Consider the following 15375-nt stretch of genomic DNA (forward strand, 5'->3'; position numbering starts at 1 on the left):
GTTCAGCCCTTGAAGAAGGTCGCAATGGCCTCGGGGTTGGACGGGAAGTAGTGGTGCACATAGCTCGCGCGCAGCGAGCCCTGCTGGTAGAGGGCCTCGGCGGTCTTGCCGCCGTTGGGGTTGGTCGCCCGTGCGACAGGCGCGAGCGGCGTCTGCAGCGTCGAGTAGTGGTAGCTGTGGCCGCGCAGCGGCCCCTCGGGCCAGGTGATGGCCTGCAGGCCCAGGGCCGCCAGGCGGTGCTGGACATGGGCACGGCCGGGCAGCAGGCCGGCCATGCGGTGGGTATCGCCGGCCGCGTCGGTCAGTTCGTCCAGCAGGGCCAGCATGCCGCCGCATTCGGCGAGCAGGGGTTTGTCGGCCCCGACGTGGTCGGCCAGCGCGGTGGCCAGGGTCGGATGGGCGCCGAGGGTGTCGGCATGCAGTTCCGGATAGCCGCCGGGCAGCCAGACGGCGTCGCAATCGGGCAGGGCTTCGTGGCGCAGCGGCGAGAAGAAGGCCAGTTCGGCCCCCTGGGTGCGCAGCAGGTCCACATTGGCCGGATAGATGAAGCCGAAGGCCGCGTCGCGCGCGATGGCGATGCGCCGGCCGGCCAGCTGGCGGGGCGGCGGCGGCTCGGCCATGTCTTCGAAATGCAGCGGCTTGAAGGCGAGGCCGGGCCGCAGGCCGGCCTCCCAGGCGTCGGCCCAGGCCTCGAGCTGGGCGTCCAGCGCGGGTTGCTCCAGGGCCTGCACGAGGCCGAGGTGGCGCTCGGGCAGGATGAGCTTGGGCTCGCGCGGCAGGGCGGCAATCAGCGGCAGCTCGTCGGGCAGGCCTTCGCCCACCATGCGCCCATGCGCCGCGCTGCCGACGCGGTTGGCGATGACGCCGCAGTGGTGCAGCTCGGGCCGGAAACGCGCCAGGCCGGTGGCCAGGGCGGCGAAGGTCTGGGCCATGGCCGAGGCGTCGATGACGCAGACGACGGGCAGCCCAAAAGCAGCGGCCAGGTCGGCGCTGCTGGGGGCGCCGTCGAACAGGCCCATGACGCCTTCGACGAGGATGAGGTCGGCCTCGCGAGCGGCCTCGGCCAGCAGGGCCTGGCAATGCTGGAAGCCGCCCATGAAGAGGTCGAGCTGGTAGACGGGGTGGCCGCTGGCGCGCTCAAGGATGCTGGGGTCGAGGAAGTCGGGGCCGGTCTTGAACACGCGCACGCGTTTGCCGCGGCGGGCGTGAGAGCGGGCGATGGCCGCGGTGACGCAGGTCTTGCCCGAGCCCGAGGACGGGGCGCTGATGAAGAGGGCGGCGCAGGAAGTCATAGGGGCAGGGCGACCCAGCGCCCTTCGATCTGTGCAATGTGCAGGCTGGGGCCGAAGACCTGGCGCAGCGCCGCATGCGTGGCGGCGTCGCCCGGCGCGCCGCTGTGCACGATGCGGCCGTCGGCCATCAGCACGAGGTGGTCGGCCTGCAGGGCGAGGTGCAGTTCATGCAGCACGCTGACGACGCTGTGGCCGGCCGCGACGCGCTCGCGCACCAGGGCCATCCATTCGGCCTGGTGGGGCGGGTCGAGGTGGGCCAGCGGTTCGTCCATCAGCGTCAGCGGCGCGTCGACTGCCAGGGCGCGGGCCAGCAGTACGCGCTGGCGTTCGCCGCCCGACAGCGATCCCAGCCGGCGTTCGCGCCAGGCCCAGCTTTGCGTGGACTGCATGGCCGCCTGCACGGCGGCTTGGTCGGCGGCCGTGGGTGGCGCCAGCCAGGGGCGATGCGGCAGGCGGCCGAGCATGACGACGTCGTGAGCCATCAGGTCGTCGGCACCGCTTTCCTGCTGGCCCATCCAGGCGAGTTGGCGGGCGCGTTCGCGGCTGGGCCAGTCGTTCAACGGCTTGCCGGCGAGCTGCACCGCGCCTTCGCAGCGCTGCAGGCCGGCGATGGCGCGCAGCAGCGTCGACTTGCCGGCGCCGTTGGGGCCGACGATGGCCGTCCAGCGGCCTTGGGCGACGGCGAGGTCGATGCCGTGGATGAGGTCGCGGCCGTCGATGCGGACGCGCTCGATACGGGCGTGCAGCGCATTCATCGTTTGGGCGCTCCCCGTCTATGCATCAGCACCAATAGATAAACGCCGCCGAGCAAGGCGGTGACCAGCCCCACCGGCAGTTCCTGCGGCCGCATCAGCCCCCGCGCCACCACGTCGGCGATCAGCAGCAGGGCGCCGCCCGCCGCCGCCGACATCAGGATGAGCTTGCCATGCAGCATGGGGCAGAGGGTGCGCACCAGATGCGGCGCAACCAGGCCAACAAAGGCGACGATGCCGGTCTGGGCCACGGCTGCCCCGGTGGCCAGCGCGAAGGCGAAGATCAGCAGCAGTCGCATCAGGCCCATGCGCATGCCCAGCGACGCGGCGGTCGCCTCGCCCAGAGTCAGTGCATCCAGGGCGGGGCTGGCCAGCAGGCCGATGACGACGGCGGCGACCCCGCAGCCCGTCATCACGGTGACGCTGCTCCAGCCCAGCAGGCCGGTGTTGCCGAGCAAAAAGGCCTGCATGGCGCGCAGGATGTCGGGCGCCCACAGCGTGGCCAGGCCCGTCAGCGCATTCAGCACGACGCCGACAACGACGCCGGCCAGCAGCAGCCGCAGCGTCTGCTCGACGCCGCGCGCCAGGATCAGCGTCAGGCCCACACCCACCAGGGTGCCGACAAAGGCGATGCCGGTCAGGCCGATGTGGGCGAGCAGGGAGGAGGTCTGCGGCGAGATGCCGGTCAGTGCCAGCGCGATGGCGACGGCCAGGCCCGCGCCCGAGGCGCTGCCCAGCAGATAGGGATCGGCCAGCGGGTTGCGGAACAGCCCCTGCGACATCGCACCTGCCATGCCCAGCAGGGCGCCGGCCCACCAGGCGCCGAGGGAACGCGGCAGGCGGATCTCCCACAGGATGATGCTCATGCTGTCACTGCCCAGGTCGGCCCAGCCGGTGCTGCCCACAAGCACGCCAGCGAGCACGCCAGCGGCGCCGACGATGAGCAGCAGGGTCAGCAGCACGCCGGGGCGCAGGCTCATCATGAGGACGCTTTCTCGCGCAAGCAGCGGGCCATGATCTGGGCCGCCTCGGCCATGCGCGGGCCCGGCCGGGCGAGGATGTCGCCTTCCTCGGGCTTGAAGATGCAGATGCGACCGCGCTTGATGGCGTCGATGCGGTCCCAGCCGGGGCGCTGGGTCAGGCCCTCGGAGCCGCGCTGGCCGATCATGATCAGGGCCGGGTTGGCCTTGACGACGAACTCGGGGTTGATCTTGGGGAAGGGGCCGAGGCTGGCGGGAATGATGTTGCCGGCGCCGAGCTTGGTCAGGGTCTCGCCCATGAAGGAGGACTCGCCGGCGGCCCAGATGCCGCTGGCGACCTCGTAATAGACGCGCACGCCGCGGGCCGAGGCCGGCACGCTGCTGGCGGCGGCGGCCACGCCGGCCTCGATTTGGCGCCAGACGCGCTGGGCATCGCTTACACCCAGCACCTGGCCGATGATGTTGAGCACGCGCTGCACGTCCTTGTAGGAACGCGGCTCCAGCGCGATGACCTTGAGCCCCAGGGTCTTCAGCCGCTCGGCCACGCGCGAAGACACGGCGACCAGCACGACGTCGGGCTTCAACGACGCGATCAGCTCGACATTGGTGTCCTCCATGCCGCCGAGCTTCGGGACTGCGTTCACCTGCGCAGGGAAGTTGGAATAGCGGTCGACGCCGACCAGGCGAGCGCAGGCGCCGAGTTCGCAGACGGTCTCGGTCAGCGAGGGCAGCAGGCTGACGATGCGCTGCGGCGGCGCGGCGATCTGGGTCACCTGGCCGAGATCGTCCTTGATCTCAACGGCGGCAGCCGGCAGCGCAAGGGCCAGCAGCAACAGGGCAAACAGGCGTTCAAGCATCCGAAGCATCCTCGACGGGGCGGGTCCAGGCCTGGCCCGCGACCATCAGTGTCAGCTGGCCGCAGCGACGGGCCACGTCCTGGTTGAGCCGGCCGAGCTCGTCCACGTAGTCGCGCACCTCGCGGCCCAGCGGGCTCACGCCCCAGCCGACCTCGTTGGAGACGAAGACGACGCGCGACTGCAGCCGCGGCAGCAGACCCAGCAGCGCGGTGCGCTCGGCCTGCCAGCCGGCTGCGTCGGGTGTTCCGCTCACCGGCATCAGCCAGTTGACCAGCCACAGCGTCAGGCAGTCGACGACGACCAGGGCGGCGGCGTCGTCGGTTTGTTGAAGGGCCGCGCTCAAGGCCAGCGGGGCTTCGAGGGTCTCGAAGCCCGCCGGCCGGCTGGCGCGGTGATGGGCGATGCGCTCACGCATCTCGGCGTCGGCGGCGAGCGCGGTGGCGATGACCACCACGCGGCCCGGCCAGGCCAGGGCCAACTTCTCGGCCCGGCGCGACTTGCCGCTGCGCTGGCCGCCGACGATGAGTTCGTGTGCGCTCATGGCGCCATTAGAGCGTGGGGGTGAAGCGCAGCGAGATCAGCGCCGTGCGCGGCGCCGAGGCATAGCCATAGGCCGTCGAGGTCTCGCGGTCGAAGGCGTTGTCCAGGTTCAGCTGCAGCTTCAGATCCTTGCGGATCTTGTACTGCGCGTTGAAGTTGACGAGGCCGTAGCCGCCCAGCTTGCGCGTGTTGGCGGCGTTGTCCCAGCGTGCGCCCGAGGCCTGCACGCTGCCGCCCAGCAGCCACTCGCCCAGCTCGGTGTCGGCCCCCAGCGTGGCCAGGCGCTTGGCGCGGCGGGCCAGCAGCAGGCCGGTGCTGGCGTCCGTGGGCTTCTGGAAGTCCATGGTGGCGCGCAGGTTCACGATGCCGGCCTTGGTGTTGCCGGCCAGGGTCACGCCACGCAGCCGGGCTGCAGACACGTTCTGGTAGCAGCCGAAGGCGCTTTGGCAGCTGCCGGCCGCGCCGAAGATGATGAGGTTGCTGACGCGGTTGCGATAGGCCGTGGCGGTGAATTCGGTGTCGCCGCTGCCGTACTTCAGGCCCAACTCGACATTGCGACCGCGCTCGGCTTCCAGCGGCTTGACGCCGGGCTTGCTGAGGTCGGGGCCGTAGACGGTGCCCTGCTGGTAGAGGGTCGGCGCACGGAAGGCATTGCCGATGGAGCCGACCACGCGCAAACCGGTCACAACCTCATAGCCGGCCAGCAGCGTGCCGGTGTCGACGCTGCCGAACTGACTGTCGTCGTCGTGGCGGGCGTGGGCCTGCAAGCTGAAGGCGCCGGCGTTGAGCAGATAGCCCGCGCCGATGGCATTGCGGTGGCGCTTGCCGACGCCGGCCGTCACCAGGCCGCTGTTCTCCAGTTGGTCCTCGATGCGTTCACCCTGGAAGTTGATCTGCTGGCCCTGGCCCAGCACGTAGGAGCCGGTCAGGGCCAGGTTCTTGACCTTGGTGACGGTCAGATAGGGTGAGGGCGAGGTCTCGTAGCGGTCGCGCGATTCGCCATAGCTCAGTTGGGTCTGCAGGGCCGGTGCCCATTGCGCCGTCCAGGCCAGGCGGGTCGCGTCGGTGTCCTGCAGGCTGCGGTCGTCCGCCAGGGGCCTGGACTTGGAGGCGTCGTACTGGCCGTTGATGTGGTTCCTGATGACGATCAGTTCGGCGCGCTGGCCTTCGGCCAGCTGGGCACCGATGCGCGCCGTGCCCTGGTATTTGCGCCAGCCGTCCCGGTCAGGGATGTAGCTGAAGGAGCCCGGCACGTCGACCGTCGAGTTGAAGCCGTCGCTCTCCTCGATGGCCCCGGTGAAGGCGAAGTCGATGATTCCCTGGCTGCCGAACAGGCCGCCGTCGGCCTTCATCGTGCCCTGCGTGCCCAGACCGACGCCGAAGTCGGCGCTGACCTTGCCGCCGCCCTTGCGGGTGAAGATCTGCACGACGCCGCCGACGGCGTCCGAGCCGTAGATGGCACTGGCCGGGCCTTTCAACACTTCGACGCGCTCGATCTGGGAGACCGGGATGCCCTGCCAGCTGGCGCCGCCGGTGGACTGCGAGTCCATGCGCACGCCGTCGACCATCACCAGCGTGTGGCGCGTGTCGGCACCGCGCAGGAAGAGGCTGGTCGTTGACGCAGCGCCGCCATTGCGGACCATCTCGGCGCAGCCGTTGCTGCGCAGCAGGTCGGCCACGCTGGATGCGGCCTGGCGCTCGATGTCGGCGCGGGTGATGACGGTCAGGTCGGCCAGCACTTCCGACAGACGCTGGGGCGTGCGAGTGGCGGTGGTGACGACGGTGTCGAGCTTGGTCTGGGCATGGGCGGACGAGACACAAGCCAGCGCGGCCAGGGCGAGCAGCGACCGACGGGCCGCGAGGAGGGAGTGAGGCATGAAATGAGACGCGAACGAACACCCAGCCGTGCTGACCCCCGCAGCAAGGCTGAAAAACGGCTTCCGCAGAAGCCCCGTCGTTGGCCGGTATCCGGGCTGGTGGACTTCCTTTCGACGCCTTCCCGGTGCACGCACCAGTGGCCATGTGGTCGAAAGACAGAGGCGCGACAGCCTCGTCCACTTACCGTTGCGGGGACAGCTCAGGTTAGATCTGCGGCGTGGCCGCGCGTCCTCCTGATTCCCGTTGAACTGCAGCCGCCGTGAAGGCGGGCGCGAGCACCAACGGGCGGGATTCTATCGATGGCCGCTGGCGGCGGTGGACGGCTTGTGCGGTTTGGCCGTCTTGGGCGGCTTCAGCTTGACGACCTGCGCAGCGCTGGCGGCCTGGGGCGGCTGGGGCGGCGCCTGCAGGCCGACGGCCTTTGCACGCAGTTGGCGTGCTTCGGCCTCGCTGGCGCGGCGCGCCTGGGCGAGGGCCGCGGCCTGCTTGGCGTCGGCCAGGTGGCGCTCACGGGCCGCCTTGCTGTCGGCGGCGCTGGGCTGGTCGAAATCAATGCTGCTGGCTGCGCCGCTGCCGGGGCAGGGCGAGTCGCGCAGGTCACGGCCCTCGGGGCCACAGCGGTAGACATGGGCTCTGCGGGTCTGGGTCTGCGCCAGGACCGGCAGTGTGAGTGCGAGAACCAGAACCAGCAGCAGAGGCTTCATGAGGCCGGAGTGTCTACCGGCGGCGCGGGTTTGGGGGGCTTGGGCCGCGGCGGTTTGGCGTGAATCTTGGCCAAGGCCTTGTCCATCTGGCCGCTCAGCATCAGCTCGACGGCGCCATAGCTCTTCTCGATGCAGTCCTCCACGGCCTGGCGCTCGGCCAGCGGCGGCTTGCGCAGCACATAGTTGGCGACCTCGGCCTTGTGCCCCGGGTGGCCTATGCCCAGCCGCAGCCGCCAGAAGTCGCCGCTGCCGAGCTGGGCCCGCATGTCTCTCAGGCCGTTGTGGCCGCCGTCGCCGCCGCCCTTCTTGAACTTCATCTCGCCAGGCGGCAGGTCCAGCTCATCGTGGATGGCCAGGATCTCCTCCGGCGCGATCTTGAAGAAGCGCGCCAGGGCCGCCACCGACTTGCCGGACAGGTTCATATAGGTCATGGGCTCCAGCAGCCAGACCGGGCCGCTGGCGCCGGGGGCATGGTTCACCCGGGCCACCAGCCCGTGATAGGCCTTGTCCGGCGAGAGGCTGACCTTGAGCCCGCGGGCCAGGCCGTCAATCCACCAGAAACCGGCGTTGTGGCGCGTGTCTTCGTACTCGGCACCCGGATTGCCCAGGCCCACCATCAGCTTGATCATGGACGTGATCGTAGCTTTTGCCCCCAGCAATGCTGCAGCTACATTCGGCCGGGAAACTTGGCTGCAACCAGGAGTGGACCGAATGCAGAACAAGGATTCCAAGGGTAGCAACAAGACCTGGATCTGGATCGTGGTGGCCGTCATCGCCATCGCGGCCGGCGCTTGGTGGTGGAAGGGCCGGGGCGGCGAAGGCGCCGAGGGACCGGCCGGCGCGGCATCGGCGGCGTCCGGGGCCGGTGCGGGCAGGCCTGCCGGCGGGCGCTTTGGCCGCAGCGGGCCCCAGCCTGTCACCGTGGCCGCCGTGCAGAAGCGCGACATGGCCGTCGTCGTCGACGCCATCGGCAGCATCGCCTCGGCCAACACCGCCGTCGTGCATGCCAAGGTCAGCGGCGAGCTCAAGGCCATCTATTTCCACGAAGGCCAGCCCGTGAAGGCCGGCCAGGTGCTGGCCCTGATCGACCCCAGGCCCTATGAGATCGCGCGCGACCAGGCCCTGGCCACGCTGGCCCGCGACCAGGCCCAGCTGGAGAATGCCCGCGCCGACCTGGCCCGCTACAAGGACCTCGTCGCCAAGGAGGCCGCGCCACGCCAGCAGCTGGACACCCAGCAGGCCCTGGTGCGCCAGCTGGAGGCCACGCTGCTGTCCGACCAGGCCGCCGTGGACAACGCCAAGCTGCAGCTGTCCTATACCCGCGTCACGGCACCCATCGCCGGCCAGGCGGGCCTGAAGCAGGCCGACCTGGGCAACAACATCACGCCTGGCGACGCCAACGGCCTGCTGAGCATTGCCCAGACCCAGCCGGCCGCCGTCGTCTTCGCCGTGCCGGATGCGCGCCTGGCCCGCATCCGCCAGCAGCTGGGCGACAAGCAGGCCCTGCCGGTGCAGGCCTGGGACCGCGAGCGCCGCAGCAAGCTGGCCGAGGGCCGCGTCGCCAGTACCGACAACGCCATCGACGCCACCACCGGCACCATCAAGGTCAAGGCCCTGTTCGACAACAAGGACGGTGGCCTCTTCCCCAACCAGTTCGTCAATGTGCGCCTGCAGCTGGACACGCTGAAGGACGCCACCGTCGTGCCGGTGGCCGCCGTGCAGCGCGGCGCACCGGGCACCTTCGTCTATGTGGTGGCCGATGGCCAGGTCGCGCTGCGCAAGGTGCAGGTGCTGGCGACCGACGGCGATGCCACGGCCGTGCAGGGCGAGGTCAAGCCCGGCGAGCAGGTCGTCATCGACGGTGCCGACCGGCTGCGCGACGGCGGCAAGGCCGAGGTCATCAAGGCGCCGGCCGGCGCGGCTTCCGGTGCCAGTGGCGGACGTGGGCGCCGCGGCGCCGGTGCGGCCAGCGCGGCGAGTGGCGCCTCGGCGGCGAGCAGTGCCGGCGACGGCGAGCGCCCGCGCTGGGAAAGCCGCGTACCGCCCGAGATGGTCGAGAAGCTCAGGGCCATGAGCCCCGAGGACCGTCGCGCCTGGCTGCAGGAGCACCGCGCCTCGGCCCCGTCTCAGTGAGGTTGGGAGCATGAACCCGTCCCGCCTCTTCATCGCGCGGCCGGTCGCGACCTCGCTGCTGATGCTGGCCATCGTGCTGGCCGGCGCCCTGGCCTACCGGCTGCTGCCGGTGTCGGCCCTGCCCGAGGTCGACTACCCGACCATCCAGGTCACCACCCTCTACCCCGGCGCCAGCCCCGACGTGATGACGTCCTCGGTCACCGCGCCGCTGGAGCGCCAGTTCGGCCAGATGCCGGGCCTGGCGCAGATGTCGTCCACCAGTTCGGGCGGCGCCTCGGTCATCACGCTGCGCTTCGAGTTGAGCCTGGCCCTGGACGTGGCCGAGCAGGAGGTGCAGGCCGCCATCAATGCCGGCAGCAACCTGCTGCCCAGCGACCTGCCCATGCCGCCGGTCTACAGCAAGGTCAATCCGGCCGATGCGCCGGTGCTGACCATCGCCGTGTCGTCATCGACCCTGCCCATCACCCGGGTGCACGACCTGGTGGAAAGCCGGCTGGCGCAGAAGATCTCGCAGGTGCCGGGCGTGGGCCTGGTCGGCATTGCCGGCGGGCGACGGCCGGCGGTGCGCATCCAGGCCAACCCGGGCGCGCTGGCCACGCTGGGCCTGTCCATCGACGATGTACGCACCGCCATCTCGGCCGCCAACGTCAACCAGTCCAAGGGCAGCTTCGACGGCCCGCTGCGCGCGTCCACGCTGGACGCCAATGACCAGCTGCGCAATGCCTCGGAATACGCCAACCTGGTGATCGCCTACAAGAACGGCAACGCCGTGCGCCTCAGGGACGTGGCCCAGCTGGTGGATGACGCCGAGAACCTGCGCCTGGCGGCCTGGGCCGGCCAGGCGGGCAAGTCGTCGGTCTCGGCCGTCATCCTGAACGTGCAGCGCCAGCCGGGTGCCAATGTCATCGACACGGTGGACCGCGTGCGCGCCGTGCTGCCCCAGCTGCAGGCCAGCCTGCCGGCGTCTCTGGACGTGCAGCTGCTCAGCGACCGCACCACCACCATCCGCGCCTCGGTCACCGACGTCCAGCACGAGCTGCTGTTCGCCGTCGTCCTCGTCATCGGCGTCATCTTCATCTTCCTGCGCAGCCTGCCGGCCACCATCATCCCGGCCGTCGCCGTACCGGTGTCGCTGGTCGGCACCTTCGGCGTCATGTACATGGCGGGCTTCTCGATCAACAACCTGACGCTGATGGCGCTGGTGATCTCGACCGGCTTTGTCGTTGACGACGCGATCGTGATGATTGAGAACATCGCGCGGCACATGGAGGAGGGCGGTGAGGCGGTGTCGGCCTATGACGCGGCGCTGACCGGCTCCAAGCAGATTGGCTTCACCATCATCTCGCTGACGGTCTCGCTGATCGCGGTGCTGATCCCCCTGCTCTTCATGGGCGACGTGGTGGGCCGCCTCTTCCACGAGTTCGCCATCACGCTGGCCGTGTCCATCCTGATCTCGGCCTTTGTGTCGCTGACGCTGACGCCGATGATGTGCGCCCGCCTGCTCAAGCATGAGCACGATGAAGACCATGGCTGGCTGTGGAAGCGCGTCGGCAAGGCCTTCGACGACACCATCGCCGGCTATGGCCGCATGCTGGACTGGGTGCTGGACCGCTCGGCCGCGACCCTGGTCGTCTTCATCGCGACGCTGGGTCTGACGGGCGTGCTGTATCTGCTGGTGCCCAAGGGCTTCTTCCCGGTGCAGGACACCGGCCAGCTGCAGGGCATCACCGAGGCGGCCCAGTCCACGTCCTTCGGCGCCATGGCCGAGCACCAGCAGCGCCTGGCCGAGCGGGTGCTGAAGGACCCCGCCGTCGAGACGGTCTCGTCCTTCATCGGCGTGGACGGCGGCAACACGACGCTGAACCAGGGTCGGCTGCAGATCTCCCTCAAGCCCAAGGAAATGCGCAGTGGCAGCGCGGCCGGGATTGCGCGCCGCATCGCCGACGCGGCGGCCGACGAGCCCGGCATCGCCCTCTATCTGCAGCCGGTGCAGGACCTGACCATCGAGGACCGCATCGCCAAGACGCAATACCAGTTCACGCTGTCCTCGCCCGACTCCGCCGAGCTGAGCCGTTCGACGACGGCGGTGCTGGAGAGGCTGCGCGGCATCAAGCAGATTGCCGACGTGGCCAGCGACCAGCAGGAGAAGGGGCTGCAGGCCTATGTCGACATCGACCGCGATGCGGCCGGGCGGCTGGGTGTCAGCGTGGCGGCCATCGACAGCGCGCTGTACAGCGCCTTCGGCCAGCGGCTGATCTCGACCATCTTCACGCAGAGCAACCAATACCGTGTCGTGCTGGAAGTGGCGCCCGAATACCGCCAGGGCCTGGATGGCATGAAGAGCCTGTATGTGCCCGGCGCCAGCGGTGTGCAGGTGCCATTGAGCTCGGTGGCGCGCTTCAGCGAGAAGCTGGCGCCGCTGGCCGTCAACCATGTCGCGCAGTTCCCGTCGTCGACGATCTCCTTCAACCTCGCGCCGGGTGCGTCCCTGGGCGAGGCGGTCAAGGCCATCCGTACCGAGGTCGATGCGCTGCAGCTGCCGCTGAGCGTAGAGACCCGCTTCGAGGGCGCGGCCCTGGCCTTCCAGGCCTCGCTCACGAGCACGCTGCTGCTCATCCTCGCGGCCATCGTGACGATGTATATCGTGCTGGGCGTGCTCTACGAGAGCACCATCCACCCGCTGACCATCCTGTCCACGCTGCCGTCCGCGGGCCTGGGCGCCCTGCTGGCCCTGCTGGTCTTTCGCCTGGACCTCGGCATCATCGCCATCATCGGCATCGTGCTCTTGATCGGCATCGTCAAGAAGAACGCGATCATGATGATCGACTTCGCGCTGGATGCTGAACGGGATCAGGGCATGAAGCCGCGCGAGGCCATCCATCAGGCCGCGATGACGCGCTTCCGGCCCATCCTGATGACGACGATGGCCGCACTCTTGGGCGCCCTGCCGCTGATGCTGGGCACGGGCGTGGGCAGCGAACTGCGCCATCCCCTGGGCGTCGTCATGGTCGGCGGCCTCATCGTCAGCCAGCTGCTGACGCTGTTCACGACGCCGGTTATCTATCTGGGCTTTGCGGCGCTGGCGGCGCGGCTCAAGCGTGGCCGCAGCAAGCCTGCGGAGGCGGCGGCGTGAACCCCTCGCGCGTCTTCATCGAAAGGCCGATCGGCACGGCGCTGATCACCTGCGGCCTGGCCCTGGCCGGCGCCATCGCCTATCTGCTGCTGCCCATCGCGCCTTTGCCCCAGGTCGAGTTCCCGACCATCTCGGTCAGCGCGTCGCTGCCCGGCGCCAGCCCCGACACCATGGCCGCCACGGTCGCCACACCGCTGGAGCGCACCCTGGGCAGCATCGCCGGCGTGACCGAGATCACCTCGTCCTCGTCGCTGGGCAGCAGCCGCGTCACGCTGCAGTTCGACCTCAGCCGCGACATCGACAGCGCCGCCCGCGACGTCCAGGCCGGCATCAACGCCTCGCGAGCCCTGCTGCCCACCGGCATGCCGAGCAACCCAAGCTACCGCAAGGTCAACCCGGCCGATGCGCCCATCATGATCGTGGCGCTGACCTCGGACACGCTGACGCGCGGCCAGATGTATGACGCCGCCTCCACCGTGCTGGCCCAGCGCCTGTCGCAGGTCGATGGTGTCGGCCAGGTCAGCGTCGGCGGCGGCGCCCTGCCGGCGGTGCGCATCGAGCTGGACCCCAACAAGCTGTCGTCCCAGGGCATCTCGCTGGAGCAGGTGAGGGCGGCCGTCGTCGCCACCAATGCCAACCGGCCCAAGGGCCAGCTGGAAAGCGACGAGCGCTACTGGCAGATCACCGCCAACGACCAGGCCCGCACGGCCGCCGACTACGCGCCTCTGGTGCTGAGCTACAAGAGCGGTGCCGCCGTGCATCTGCGCGATGTGGCCCAGATCGAGGACAGCGTGCAGGACCTGCGCAACGACGGCCTGGCCAACGGCAAGTCCGCCGTGCTGCTGATCCTGAACAAGGCGCCCAGCGCCAACATCATCGAGACCGTGGACACGGTGCGCGCCCTGCTGCCGCAGCTGCGCGCCTCCATCTCGCCGGCTATCAATGTCGACGTCGTCATGGACCGCACGTCCACCATCCGCGGCAGCATCAGGGAGGTGCAGCGCACGCTGGCCATTTCCTTCGGCCTGGTCATCGTCGTCGTCTTCATCTTCCTGCGGCGCTTTCGCGCGGCCCTGCTGCCGGCCGTGGCCGTGCCGGTGTCGCTGGCCGGCACCTGCGGCTTCATGTATCTGCTGGGCTACAGCATCGACAACCTGTCGCTGATGGCGATGACGGTGGCCACCGGCTTCGTCGTCGATGACGCCATCGTCGTGCTGGAGAACATCTCGCGCCACATCGAGCGCGGCGTGCCGCCGCGCGAGGCGGCGCTGAAGGGCGCGCGCGAGATCGGCTTCACGGTGGTCTCGATCTCTCTGAGCCTGATCGCCGTCTTCATCCCCATCCTGGCCATGGGCGGCATCGTCGGGCGGCTGTTCCGCGAGTTCGCCGTCGTGCTGTCGGTGGCCATCCTGGTGTCCATGGTGGTGTCGCTGACGACCACGCCCATGATGGCCGCGACCCTGCTGAAGCCGCATGCCGAGGCGAGAAAGCCGGGCCGCGTCGGCCAGCTGCTCGCGCGCCTGCAGCGCCGGCTGATGCGCGGCTACCGCCGCACGCTGCGCTGGACGCTGCGCCACCAGCCCATCGCGCTGCTGGTGCTGGCCGGCGTCGTCGCGCTGAACGTGCATCTCTACATGACCATTCCCAAGGGCTTCTTCCCGCAGCAGGACACGGGGCTGATGATCGGCGGCGTGCAGGCCGACCAGGCCTCGTCCTTCCAGTCCATGCAGCTCAAGCTGCGCACCTTCCACGACATCGTGCGCGCCGACCCGGCCATCGCCAATGTGACCGGCTTCACCGGTGGCGGCCAGCGCAACAGCGCCAACATGTTCATCAGCCTTAAACCCCAGAAGGACAGAGACGAGAGCATCGACGCCGTCATCAACCGGCTGCGCGGCAAGCTGGCCAAGGTGCCGGGCGCCAACCTTTTCATGGCACCGGTGCAGGACATCCGCATCGGCGGGCGCCAGGCCAATGCCTCGCTGCAGTACACGCTGCAGTCGGACAGTCTGGAAGACCTGCGCACCTGGGAGCCGCGCATCCGCCGCGCGCTGACCGAGGTGGCCGAGATCACCGACGTCAACACCGACCAGCAGGACAAGGGCACGCAGACTTCCCTCGTCGTCGACCGCGATGCGCTGGCGCGGCTGGGCATCACCATGAGCGCCGTCGACAGCACGCTGAACAACGCCTTCGGCCAGCGCCAGGTCGGCGTCATCTACAACCCGTTGAACCAGTACCGCGTCGTCATGGAGCTGGCCCCCGTCTGGCTGCAAAGCCCGCAGACCCTGGACCGCCTGATGCTGACCAGCAGCTCGGGCCAGCAGGTGCCGCTGTCGGCGGTGGCGCGCGTGGAGACAACCAACACGCCGCTGTCGGTCAACCACCAGAGCGGCACGCCAGCCAGCACCATCAGCTTCAACCTCGCCGAGGGCGTGTCGCTGTCGGATGCGGTCTCGGCCATCAACGATGCCGTCGCCGGCAGCGGCGCGCCGGTGTCGGTGCGCGGCAGCTTCCAGGGCACGGCCCAGGCCTTCCAGGCCTCGCTGAAGTCCCAGCCCCTGCTCATCCTCGCGGCCATCGTGACCATCTATCTGGTGCTGGGCATGCTCTACGAGAGCCTCATCCACCCGATCACGATTCTTTCGACGCTGCCCTCGGCCGGCGTCGGCGCGCTGCTGGCCCTGATGGCCTTCAAGACCGACTTCACCATCATTGCGCTGATCGGCGTCATCCTCTTGATCGGCATCGTGAAGAAGAACGCCATCATGATGCTGGACTTCGCCATCTCGGCCCAGCATGCGGCCGACGAGCGCGGCAGCCGCCTGTCGCCCGGTGCCGCCATCTACCGCGCGGCGCTGTTGCGGCTGCGGCCCATCCTGATGACGACCGTGGCGGCCGTCTTCGGCGCCGTGCCTCTGGCCCTGGGCCATGGCGAAGGCGCCGAGCTGCGCGTGCCGCTGGGCATCTCCATCGTCGGCGGGCTGCTGCTGAGCCAGCTGCTGACCCTCTACACCACCCCCGTCGTGTTCTGCTGCATGGACAGGCTGAGCCGCAAGAGGCGCAAACCGGCGCCGGCCCCCGTCCTCCAGACAGCGACCTGAAG

General features: G+C 69.6%; 11 protein-coding genes and 1 riboswitch. Of the genes, 3 read left to right on the forward strand and 8 right to left on the reverse strand.

Going from position 1 to position 15375, the window contains the following annotated elements; translation table 11 throughout:
- Positions 1-2: 2 nt before the first annotated feature.
- From J2X20_RS25990 to pth, 8 genes are all read right to left on the reverse strand, one after another.
- Positions 3-1292, reverse strand: coding sequence for a cobyrinic acid a,c-diamide synthase CobB (locus J2X20_RS25990; protein ID WP_310271853.1), 1290 nt, complete (start codon positions 1290-1292; stop codon positions 3-5).
- Positions 1289-2047 carry an ABC transporter ATP-binding protein gene (locus J2X20_RS25995; protein ID WP_310271856.1) on the reverse strand — a complete coding sequence of 253 codons (759 nt, stop codon included), beginning with the start codon at positions 2045-2047 and terminating at the stop codon, positions 1289-1291. The genes J2X20_RS25990 and J2X20_RS25995 overlap by 4 nt, the downstream gene beginning before the upstream one ends.
- Entirely contained in the window at positions 2044-3024 is a 981-nt protein-coding gene (locus tag J2X20_RS26000) for a FecCD family ABC transporter permease (protein ID WP_310271859.1), read from the reverse strand. The genes J2X20_RS25995 and J2X20_RS26000 overlap by 4 nt, the downstream gene beginning before the upstream one ends.
- Entirely contained in the window at positions 3024-3881 is an 858-nt protein-coding gene (locus tag J2X20_RS26005; RefSeq protein ID WP_310271861.1) for an ABC transporter substrate-binding protein, read from the reverse strand. Before J2X20_RS26005 ends, J2X20_RS26000 begins: the two co-directional genes overlap by 1 nt.
- Positions 3874-4422: a bifunctional adenosylcobinamide kinase/adenosylcobinamide-phosphate guanylyltransferase gene (gene cobU / locus J2X20_RS26010; protein WP_310271864.1), complete on the reverse strand. Its 549-nt coding sequence runs from the start codon at positions 4420-4422 to the stop codon at positions 3874-3876. The genes J2X20_RS26005 and cobU overlap by 8 nt, the downstream gene beginning before the upstream one ends.
- 7 nt (positions 4423-4429) lie before the next feature.
- Positions 4430-6298 carry a TonB-dependent receptor domain-containing protein gene (locus J2X20_RS26015; protein ID WP_310271867.1) on the reverse strand — a complete coding sequence of 623 codons (1869 nt, stop codon included), beginning with the start codon at positions 6296-6298 and terminating at the stop codon, positions 4430-4432.
- A 65-nt stretch (positions 6299-6363) separates the two neighbouring features.
- A riboswitch (cobalamin riboswitch) is annotated at positions 6364-6597 on the reverse strand.
- The gene (locus tag J2X20_RS26020; protein WP_310271870.1) at positions 6593-7003 is read right to left on the reverse strand and encodes a hypothetical protein; all 411 of its coding nucleotides are present in this window, start codon (positions 7001-7003) and stop codon (positions 6593-6595) included. (Overlaps the previous riboswitch by 5 nt.)
- Complete coding sequence (gene pth, locus J2X20_RS26025) at positions 7000-7632, reverse strand: aminoacyl-tRNA hydrolase (RefSeq protein WP_310271874.1); 633 nt, start codon at positions 7630-7632, stop codon at positions 7000-7002. The genes J2X20_RS26020 and pth overlap by 4 nt, the downstream gene beginning before the upstream one ends.
- 82 nt (positions 7633-7714) lie before the next feature.
- On the opposite strand from pth, the gene J2X20_RS26030 reads away from it, so the two are divergent.
- From J2X20_RS26030 to J2X20_RS26040, 3 genes are read left to right on the forward strand one after another with little or no spacing between them, the layout of a single operon-like run.
- On the forward strand, positions 7715-9136 hold the full coding sequence (locus tag J2X20_RS26030) for an MdtA/MuxA family multidrug efflux RND transporter periplasmic adaptor subunit (protein ID WP_310271877.1): 1422 nt from the start codon (positions 7715-7717) through the stop codon (positions 9134-9136).
- 10 nt (positions 9137-9146) lie between these two features.
- Positions 9147-12269 (forward strand): multidrug efflux RND transporter permease subunit, encoded by a 3123-nt coding sequence (locus J2X20_RS26035; RefSeq protein ID WP_310271881.1) that lies wholly within the window; start codon positions 9147-9149, stop codon positions 12267-12269.
- Positions 12266-15373 carry a multidrug efflux RND transporter permease subunit gene (locus J2X20_RS26040; protein ID WP_310271884.1) on the forward strand — a complete coding sequence of 1036 codons (3108 nt, stop codon included), beginning with the start codon at positions 12266-12268 and terminating at the stop codon, positions 15371-15373. Before J2X20_RS26035 ends, J2X20_RS26040 begins: the two co-directional genes overlap by 4 nt.
- The last annotated feature ends 2 nt before the right edge of the window (positions 15374-15375 follow it).

The organism is Roseateles saccharophilus, from assembly GCF_031458095.1.
GTDB lineage: Bacteria > Pseudomonadota > Gammaproteobacteria > Burkholderiales > Burkholderiaceae_C > Pelomonas > Pelomonas saccharophila_A.